The sequence below is a fragment of the Puniceicoccales bacterium genome (assembly GCA_031255005.1).
GTDB lineage: Bacteria > Verrucomicrobiota > Verrucomicrobiia > Opitutales > LL51 > JAIRTH01.
Genome location: JAIRTH010000026.1, coordinates 24253 through 33627, shown reverse-complemented (window position 1 = coordinate 33627; position 9375 = coordinate 24253). Strand labels below are relative to the sequence as shown.

Genomic DNA, 9375 nt, shown 5'->3' with positions numbered 1-9375 from the left:
CAATAAAAATCAATCCGAATTTTTTTTGACAACCAAAGGTCAAACAATCACCTATTATAACATCACAACATGAACCATCGATGGCCAGGCTTTTGGACACGGCACCTATATTTTTTTGTAAAATCTGCTTCAACGAAAAATTCTTTTCAACGAACACACCGCCACTGGCACCACGGCTAAGAGCTTCCAAACCATAGGCGCCGGTGCCAGCAAATAGATCCAAAAAATTTTTTCCAATGACGATGTTTCCCAGAGAAGAAAATATTGCCTGCCTAAGAAAATCCGTGGCTGGTCGCAGCAATTTATGCTCCAACGACAATAAATTTATACTCCTAGCCATTCCTCCGGTTATGCGCATGTTTCTATTTCATAAATCTTCTTCAGTGACAATAGATCCTCAAATTCACTGCCACTGATTATGTTATAATCATATTTTTTGGAAATTGCAATTTCATCTCTAGCAAATCTTATCCGCTGATTAAATTCATCAACAGATTCGGAGTTCCTATGCCTAAGGCGATCAATTACAATGTTCATCGACTCTGGCAAAATAAACACAGTGACCACATTTGGCAATAATTCTGGTGGCATATTTTTTTTCACCCCAATCATTCCCTGCACATCTATGACAAGCAGCAGATGAATACCATTGGTCAACCCATCGATAATAATTTCCTTTGGCGTGCCATATCTAGCTTTTTCATACACAGTTGCATATTCAAGCAATAGATCCTCTTCGATGCAATTGTCAAAATATTGTTCTGATACAAAGTGATAATCTTTTGCATGCACTTCATTGGACCGAGGTTTTCTTGTTGTCATTGTTATGACTCTACGCAACATCTCACCATTGATCGAAGCCAGTAGGTTTTTACATACCGTAGACTTACCAATTCCAGCTGGCCCAGAGATTATGAATAGTTTTCCCTTTATCATTGGCATAGATGGCATATTTACAGAAAAATTTTACAATATAAAAATAAAGCATGCAGATTTTTAGATTAGAAAATATTGATAGCACCAATAGCCATGCCTTTGAACTTGCAGAAAAAAGCCAGCCATCGATGCCATTTATGGTCATTGCCAAAAGCCAAACCGCTGGCCGCGGCCAATTCCATCGCAAATGGTATAGCTCCGATGATAAAAATCTATATCTATCGGTGGCATTTAAACCGAAAAAAGCACCGGCAAATTTTTCAAACTTCTCGCTCAAATTTGCTGAACTGGTCGCCGAGCGATTATCCAATAAATTTTCGATAAATTTCACCATCAAGTATCCCAATGACATATATTTTAATGGCAAAAAACTGGCCGGGATACTGACCGAAACTAAGATTCTCGGCAATGAGATAATGGTAGCTGTCTCTGGCATTGGTATAAATGTAAACGCAGATATAACCACTTATCCTCCGGGTATTAGAGAAACAGCAACCAGCATATACGCTCTGCTAAACCATCAGGTAGACCTGTCAATGATAGAAAAATTAGTCATCGATGTGCTGGCGAAATTAATCTCATAAATGCTCACTTTGCCAATGTCAGGCACATGGCATTTGACACTCCGAAAGCTGTGGTCTGGCCATAGAGTTTTGTTACAATAGCCACAGCAAATTCTAGAGCTGCACCTGGGCCTCTTCCGGTGATGATATTTTTATCCACCACCACTGGCTTGGTTTCATCGGAACCTTCCAATTTTATCGAAAAATGTGACGTATATTCATGGTCATCCAATACTCCGGCAGTACTCAGTATCAATGGAGCTGCACAGATTGCTGCCAAAAGCAACCTATGGCCATGGTGCTCTTTCACAAGACCCAGGATATTTTCATCATACCTAGCCCTAAGAATCCATGGTCCACCTGGGATAAAAAGGCAGTCCGGCTTGTCATATTCATAATCTTTTAACAATCCATTTGCCACCATCGAAATATTGTTAGCTCCGACAACGATCTTGTCATCTATGGACAAAATCCTAACATCGCTACCAGCCCGGCATAGCATATCCACCGGCGCCACTAACTCAATTTCTTCAAATCCATTGCCTACAATAACAACAGCCTTCTTTTTCATAAACTTTTTCCGCTATGAGGTGAAAAAAAAATCAATTGTCGACCTATATGTGACCTAGAAATGATGTCTGCCCAATGCCTAACATGAACTTCCACAACGGCCATGGAGCCAGTGGGCATATCCATCATGTCGGAGTCAGTCATGGCCTCTAAAAATCTGGATATGCCAGGATTGTGAGATATCACCATTACAGAATTCTTACTATCAGGCACCTGAGCCAATGCGGCTAAAATTTTATCCATATCAGCAAGATATAACTCATCATGCACTTCTATTACATTGGATAATAGGCCAAAAATTTCTCTAATAATTCTTGCCGTATCTAAGGACCGTCTGGCACCACTTGAAATCATTAGATCTGGCCGCATTCCTGCTGAAACCAGTTTATGGGCTATACTCTGAGCCTCAGTTAGGCCGATTTCGCTCAATGTCCGATCATAATCAGGTATACTATTATCGGTAACCGCCTGAGCATGGCGTACAATATACAATCTTTTCATACTTAATCCCCTTTTACAGATTTATTTTGTCTTCATTGCAATAGAATCCCCCATTAATATATAGGTTTCCATTCCGTCCTTTGAATTTTTAATCAGGTCATCGGAAAACTTAACCTTGTCATTTTCGAAAATCGTTATGATTGTCGAACCTCCAAAGCTAAAATATCCTTTTTCTTGACCAATAAAATATTTTTCATTCAATTTGAATGATTGATGGATGCTACCAATAAATGTGGCACCGATTTCAATCATAGCTATCATACCGACGTCAGCTGTTTTCAACAGAGTAACTTCGCGTTTATTTTGAAAAAAAATCTTCAAAAATTTTTTCGTGACCATAGGATTCACTGAAAAATAATCGCCATTTATTTTATAATACTGCATTGGCACACAATTACATGGAAAATGAAACCTATGATAATCCACCGGGCTAAGCCTAGAGATCATAACCATTCCATCTTTAAAATGTTCATATAACTGCCTATCAATGAGCAACGAATACAGATCAAATTTCTGACCCTTCACAAAAAATGATGGCAGAGCATTACTATTTTGAATGATTAAATGCCTTCCATCACAAGGAGATATAATATGCCCATCTGCGGTGGCAATGGGTCTGGCACTTTTTTTCAATTTTCTGGAAAAAAAATCATCAAAGGACAGAAAATCCTCCACATCTTTTTCAAAGGACTCCGGTGCTATCCCATGCTTTTCTATGAAGGGCAATATCTTTCCTTTGGACCGCCTAGATCGCATATACATTCCAAATATAGATGAAGTGACTTTTCTTTTCACAAGCAGGTTCAATGTAAGTTCACCTACCGGATTGTAGTAGAGCCACTTAAGGTACAATCCACCGCATACATCCTCGGTTTCCACCGATTTTGTGTAGCGATTAAAAATTGAAATACCGCACGCCATCCATTTTTCAAGAAAAGAAATCGTGACCAAATTGGAAGGAAATTTTACTGCCAAAAGTAATAATTGCCGGATCCCCTGTAAAATACACATGTTGCGCCGGTGCTCCATGAAAAATGAATGGGCAAATACCAAACCTATGGATTCAAACGCCAATAGGTTTAGTTGCATCTCTTGTAATAATCTCATGATATATTGGTTGTTATTGTAAAAAAAATAATTTTATTGCCTAGGTTAAAAAATTGTAAAATAATTATAGAAGCCATGGCAACTATAGATTTAAAAATAGACGAACTTTTAAGAAAATTGGAATTTACACAGCTTTCATTGCCAGTAATCAATAATACTTTAGTCCTATCATCGCATATTATTGACAAGCATTTTTGGCCATAATATGCTAACCTTAAATCCATGCATCACATAACACCTATACCCACCATCATTGTTAAGCTCGATAAAAATGATAAAATATCTCTTATGATAAATATGGCATGTTTAGCCACATCTTTTATTGTAACTTTACTGGTTATACCTATCCATTGATCCAATGACAGACGATATCGTAAATCATGGCAAATGGCAAGAACTTTCGGTGGAAATTGATTCAACCGGGAAGAGAGTAGATTTATTCCTGTCAGAACATCTGGAAGATATGTCTAGAAGTCATATTCAAAAAATTTTTACAATCAATGGCGTGATGGTGAATGGCCTACTGGTAAAGAAGAATTTTTTGTTGAAATCCGGCGATCTGGTCACATTTTTAGAACTAAGGCCAACGGCAAGGAATCTGCAGCCCATAGATATTCCCATAGACATAATATTCGAAGATGAATTTTTGTTGGTGGTAAACAAAAAACCAGGCATCGTAGTCCATAGGGGCAATGGTACCTTGGAACCAACCCTTGTGGAAATGGTACTATCCCATTGTGCTTTAAGTCCATTGGGTGGTGAATTGAGGCCAGGAGTGGTCCATAGGCTGGACAAGGAAACTTCCGGCGTAATGGTCTTTGCCAAAACAGACAAGGCCTATCTGTCTCTCATAGAACAATTTTCTCAGCACAGAATCCAAAAAAAATATGTCTGCATCGTCGAAGGAAATTTTTCCATTAAAACCGGCATAATAAATGAACCCATAGGACGAAGTAAAGTCATAAGGACGCGGATGTGCATCACGTCCAAAGGACGAAAGGCCACAACTCTATGGAATCTATGCAATAATTTTAAATCCACTGCGCTTTTAAATGTTAACCCAATCACCGGAAGAACTCATCAAATTCGGGTACATCTGAGTCATATCGGACATCCCATCCTTGGAGATCGTACCTATGGCCAGACACATTCATCAAATTCTGTTGAATGTGAACGAGTTATGCTACACGCTGTGCATCTGGAATTGACCCATCCAGCCAGCCAAGAAAGGATGAGTTTTTCCTCAGATCTCCCTGATGATTTTAATTTAATCGTGGCTAAACTATCAAAAGATGTCAATGGATAACATACTTACCAGGGCGAATTTTGTGGAAGAAATTTTGACCAAAACCTATCCTAAAATCGACATCCCATTGAAACACAGCGATCCATTTACATTACTAATGGCTGTGATACTATCGGCCCAATGCACCGATAGCCAGGTCAATCGAGTGACAAAGGAGCTATTCCAAAGAACATCCACCCCGAAAGACATTTCAAAAATATCCGCCGATGAATTGGAATCTATAATAAAACCTTGCGGATTGTTTAGGACAAAGACAAAGGCCATAAAACTTCTGGCTGAAATATTGATCTCCAAATTCGACGGCCAGGTCCCCAAATCAATGAAAGAACTTGAATCTCTGCCTGGAGTAGGGCATAAAACCGCTTCGGTGGTATACTCTCAGGCCTTTGGTGGCTACGCCTTCCCTGTGGACACCCATATTCATAGACTAGCCAAGCGCTGGGGCTTGAGCAATGGCAGAAATGTAATCCAAACCGAAACGGATCTAAAGAGATTGTTTGATAAAACTAAATGGCATGATCTGCATATTCGCATGATTTTATTTGGTCGAGAATTTTGTAAAGCCCGAGGGCATAGCCCAGATAAATGTCAAATTTGTTGTAAATTTATCTAAACTTATGTAATTTTGTTTAGAATTTATTGACTTGCGAAACGCAGGAAATAGGATCACTAAACGCAGCAGCTATGAGAATTTTGTTGTGTATTATTTTATTTTTGATTTCAGGTATACCGATGGTTCATTCGAATATGGTGCAAGATCAGGCCAATTTATTCGAATTGAAGCCATTCATTCAGCCCGTTGAAACCGGAAATTATTTACCAGTGATTTTAATTGGTATCTCTCTATTGCTATTATTGGCATTGCTACTATATTTAATCATCCGTCGTCCGAAATATAAAATTTTACAGCCATCGCTGTCCTCCTTTGAAGAGGTCTTTAGAGATCTAAAACATTCAAGGAAATTCATTGGACCAGAAACAACAGATGAGTTTGCTGTGCTCGTCTCCAATGCCATTCGCTGTTATTTGCAAAGAGAATATAATATACGGGTACTGTCGAAAACCAGCGAAGAATTTTTAAAAATTTTTGATAAGAGTGTGAAATTAGATTGGCAAACATCCAGTCTATTGGCCGACATATTAAAATACTCCGATTTTGCAAAATTTGCCGCCAAAACCTATTCGGACAAACAGCAGCGGGAAATCTACGTCAAGGCCTGCAATTTCGTCAGAATAATAGAGCATAGAAAAAACAGACAGCATAGCAGCGCTATGGAATCAAAATCTGAAGGAGGTAAAAATTGAACATAGAATTTGCTAATCCAGAACATCTTTGGTTGTTGCTTACCTTGCCAATTTTATATTGGTCTATGGGTAAAATTGGCCGTCCAATGGCTATGTTTTTCTCAAATACTTCCATCATAAAATCCATTGCTAATCATCGCAAAACCAATGCCGGCAGATTTTTAGTAATACTGCGCACAATGGCCCTTGCATTACTAATAATAGCCCTAGCGCGTCCACAACAGCCCAGCGGGTTTTCCGAAACCAATGTAAATGTCATAGACATAATGTTGGCCATAGACGTGTCTGGATCCATGCTTTGTCTAGATTTTTGGAAAAAGGGCGAACCGATGATTCGAAGGATAGATGTGGCTAAACAGGTCCTCGCTGAGTTCATTAAAATGCGCAGCTATGATAGGCTAGGGCTGGTGGCATTTTCAGGAAATTCCTATCTAATAAGCCCCACCACCATGAATCATCAATGGTTGATTGATAACCTAGAGCGAATACGCTTCGGTATTATAAAAGATAATGGCACTTCTATCTCTTCGACCATCACCATGTGTGCCAATAGATTAAATGATTCGGTGGCTAAAAGTAAAATAATTGTATTACTGACCGATGGAGATCATAATGTGGGAAACATATCACCCAAGGTTGCCGCCGAGGCCGCTGCTGCCTTTGGCATAAAAATATATACAGTGGGCATCGGAAGCAATGGTGTTGTTCCCATTGCCAGTCCGGATGAAAATGGCGGCATAGCCAAAGATCCTCTGGGAAGACCAGTGATAAGAAATTTTAAAAGTGAGATGAATATAGATACTCTAAAAAGCATTGCGGAAATTACCGGAGGTAAATGCTTTAGAGCCACCGATAAGGATCAATTGCTTGAGATATATAAAACCATAGATGCCCTTGAAAAGACCGAAATAAAGATCAAAAATTACTCGTTATACGACGAACTATTCCATTGGTTTGCCATGGCAGCCATGGTATTATTAATACTCGAAGCATTATTGAAAAACACTAAATTACAACGGATACCATGAGGTTTGGAAATGTCATTTTTTTATATTTACTGCCATTCATCCTGCTAGGAGTGGTGCTGGTATTTACCTTTGGCAGCAAAAGGAGAACCAATTTGTTAAAAACCTTCGCTTCGGAAAGGCTATTCGCCATCCTGCTGAAGGATTACAATTTTCGACTGCAACAGAGCAAAAATTTCCTATTCTGTCTGGCCATAGCATTGATTTGTTTAGCATTGGCTAGGCCACAATTTGGCTACAGACTGGAACAGCGCCAGGTAAAGGGAACTGATCTATTGTTTGCCGTGGATGTATCCAAAAGTATGCTGGCCTGCGATGTTAAGCCCAATAGATTGGAACGAGCTAAAATTGCCATAAAAGATATGACAAAAAAGCTTCCGGGCCATAGATTTGGGCTAATTGCATTTGCAGGCAGTGCCTTCCTTCAATGCCCATTGACTCTGGATTATGGCGCCTTCGATCAATCGTTAACCATATTGGATACAAATATCATACAAAACCAAGGCACCGAAGTTGGCACTGCCATAGAAATAGCCTGTGATGTATTTTCCAAAGACACATCAGATCATATCCTTGTGCTATTTTCTGACGGCGAAGATTTGGAAAATTCTGCCCTGACAGCGGCTAAAAAGGCAAAATCAAACGGAATAAATATCTATACCGTGGGCCTAGGCTCCACCGAAGGTGAATTTATCCCAATTCTAGACAAGGCTGGCAATCAAATTTTTTTGAAAAACAAAGCTGGTAATAAGGTAAAAACCAGGCTTGATGAAGAGACACTCGTCGCCATTGCCAAGGAAACCGGAGGAACCTATCATCCTATGTCCACCAATGGCATAGAAGAATTGACCAAAACCATAGCTGCTAAACACAGCGCATCTTCGGGTCAAATTAGTGAAGAAAAAGTATACAATGAAAAATTCCAAATCATAATATTTTTGGCAATCATCGTGCTGATATTGGAATTATTACTAAAATCAAATAATATAAAAAACAAAAACAGAGACCCCATATATACACGCATTGTTAGCTTCGTCGTCATGTATCTTCTTTTGTATAATATAGCCAGTGCAATGGCCAGCAAAGGTGAAAAACTATACGAAGCCGGTAAATATGCCGAAGCCGCCGAATATTATGCAGATAAAATCGAAGCCCAGAAAAATAACAAACGCGTAGACCAAAGGTTGCAATTTAACTATGGCACGGCACTATTGGCAAACAAACAATACAAGGAAGCGAGTAAAATTTTCCAAGAAGCACTCAGTCCCGGTGCCAAAAATAAATTGAACAAGGAAGTATTCTATAACTATGGCCATGCCCTAGGCGAAGAAGCTAGGCTTGAAGAAGAAAATAATCTGGATGAAGCTATAAAACTATGCGACGAAAGCATAGATTGTTTTGAAAATGCCCTGGAGCTGGATGAAAATTTCTCCGATGCCAAAGATAATCTTGATATTATAAAAAATTATCAGGAGGAATTAAAAAAACGCAAAGAAGAACAAAATAAGAAAAATCAAAACAATCCTAATCAGCAACAAACCAAGGATAACCAAGATCAAAATCAAAAAGATGACAAAAAAGATGAGAATAAAAACGAAAAAGATGACAAAAATAAGGACGACAACAAGGACAAATCAGATGAGAAAAAAGATGAAAATAAAGATGGAAAAGACGGAAAAAACAAAGATAACCATAGGGACAATGCCGACGATAAAAAAAATGACGATAAAAAAAATGAATCCTCCAATGAGAAAGACCAAAGCGATGATCAAAAAAATGATCAAGATAAACAAAATAAAGATTCACAACAAGATGAAAAAGATGGTAAAAATGATCATAATGATGAATCAAAAAATGAACCTCCCAATGATGAAAATCGCAATGATAACCCAAAAGATCATCCATCCCAGGTCCGTGATCAAAGCCCATCAGATGGTAAAATGACGAAAAAAGAAGCAGCAGAATTACTAAATTCTGTTCGCCAAGATGAACATGCAATGCCAGTGACTTTCTCCGACGCAAAAATTAAGCATACAGAGAAATTTGATAAATTTTGGTAAAT

General features: G+C 38.6%; 11 protein-coding genes. 6 read left to right on the top strand and 5 right to left on the bottom strand.

What is annotated here, in order from left to right:
• Together LBH49_03130 and gmk are read right to left on the bottom strand one after the other, a co-directional pair.
• Positions 1-358 (bottom strand): RsmD family RNA methyltransferase (locus LBH49_03130; GenBank protein MDR0351615.1); only part of this gene is annotated, 358 nt, incomplete at its 3' end.
• Positions 349-942, bottom strand: coding sequence for a guanylate kinase (gmk, locus tag LBH49_03125; GenBank protein ID MDR0351614.1), 594 nt, complete (start codon positions 940-942; stop codon positions 349-351). The genes gmk and LBH49_03130, both read right to left, overlap by 10 nt.
• Before the next feature lie 44 nt (positions 943-986).
• On the opposite strand from gmk, the gene LBH49_03120 reads away from it, so the two are divergent.
• A complete protein-coding gene (locus tag LBH49_03120; GenBank protein MDR0351613.1) occupies positions 987-1520 on the top strand; it encodes a biotin--[acetyl-CoA-carboxylase] ligase in 534 nt (177 codons plus the stop codon).
• A 4-nt stretch (positions 1521-1524) separates the two neighbouring features.
• Here LBH49_03120 and LBH49_03115 read toward each other — a convergent pair whose 3' ends face one another.
• From LBH49_03115 to asd, 3 genes are read right to left on the bottom strand one after another with little or no spacing between them, the layout of a single operon-like run.
• A complete protein-coding gene (locus tag LBH49_03115) occupies positions 1525-2070 on the bottom strand; it encodes a DJ-1/PfpI family protein (protein ID MDR0351612.1) in 546 nt (181 codons plus the stop codon).
• Complete coding sequence (locus LBH49_03110; protein ID MDR0351611.1) at positions 2067-2570, bottom strand: histidine phosphatase family protein; 504 nt, start codon at positions 2568-2570, stop codon at positions 2067-2069. Before LBH49_03110 ends, LBH49_03115 begins: the two co-directional genes overlap by 4 nt.
• A gap of 21 nt (positions 2571-2591) precedes the next feature.
• A complete protein-coding gene (gene asd, locus LBH49_03105) occupies positions 2592-3677 on the bottom strand; it encodes an archaetidylserine decarboxylase (GenBank protein ID MDR0351610.1) in 1086 nt (361 codons plus the stop codon).
• 358 nt (positions 3678-4035) lie between these two features.
• On the opposite strand from asd, the gene LBH49_03100 reads away from it, so the two are divergent.
• The 5 genes from LBH49_03100 (at position 4036) to LBH49_03080 (ending at position 9373) form a co-directional block, all read left to right on the top strand.
• On the top strand, positions 4036-4983 hold the full coding sequence (locus tag LBH49_03100) for an RluA family pseudouridine synthase (protein ID MDR0351609.1): 948 nt from the start codon (positions 4036-4038) through the stop codon (positions 4981-4983).
• On the top strand, positions 4970-5596 hold the full coding sequence (gene nth, locus LBH49_03095; GenBank protein MDR0351608.1) for an endonuclease III: 627 nt from the start codon (positions 4970-4972) through the stop codon (positions 5594-5596). Before LBH49_03100 ends, nth begins: the two co-directional genes overlap by 14 nt.
• 119 nt (positions 5597-5715) lie before the next feature.
• Positions 5716-6288, top strand: coding sequence for a hypothetical protein (locus LBH49_03090; GenBank protein MDR0351607.1), 573 nt, complete (start codon positions 5716-5718; stop codon positions 6286-6288).
• Complete coding sequence (locus LBH49_03085; GenBank protein MDR0351606.1) at positions 6285-7316, top strand: VWA domain-containing protein; 1032 nt, start codon at positions 6285-6287, stop codon at positions 7314-7316. The genes LBH49_03090 and LBH49_03085 overlap by 4 nt, the downstream gene beginning before the upstream one ends.
• Positions 7313-9373 (top strand): VWA domain-containing protein, encoded by a 2061-nt coding sequence (locus tag LBH49_03080; GenBank protein MDR0351605.1) that lies wholly within the window; start codon positions 7313-7315, stop codon positions 9371-9373. The genes LBH49_03085 and LBH49_03080 overlap by 4 nt, the downstream gene beginning before the upstream one ends.
• Positions 9374-9375: the final 2 nt, after the last annotated feature.